Origin of the sequence: Pseudoalteromonas fuliginea, from assembly GCF_000690055.1 — a bacterium.
GTDB classification, from domain to species: domain Bacteria; phylum Pseudomonadota; class Gammaproteobacteria; order Enterobacterales; family Alteromonadaceae; genus Pseudoalteromonas; species Pseudoalteromonas fuliginea.
Window position 1 is genome coordinate 1 of sequence record NZ_JJNZ01000208.1, and the last position, 252, is coordinate 252.

General features: G+C 36.5%; 1 protein-coding gene. It reads right to left on the reverse strand.

Annotated features, from left to right (window positions below):
* On the reverse strand, positions 1-252 hold a 252-nt coding region (locus DC53_RS22780), incomplete at both ends, for a riboflavin synthase (protein ID WP_033032563.1).

The following is a 252-nucleotide window of genomic DNA, read 5'->3' on the forward strand; positions in this document are numbered from 1 at the left end:
AGTGGGGCTTACTCCGTTTATAGTAATAGAGCCTTTTTCGATAGTTATGTTTTCAAGATTTGAATCGTATTCAAAAGTGAAATACCAGCTACCGTTTGCTTCTTCTATGTTTTTACAAGTACCTATTTGGTCTACGTGGCCTTGTACTATATGTCCGTCAAGACGATCTCCTAGCTTCATTGCTCGTTCTAAATTTACTTCGTCATTTTCTTTCCAATGGCCTAGGTTTGTCTTGTCTATTGTTTCTTTAAT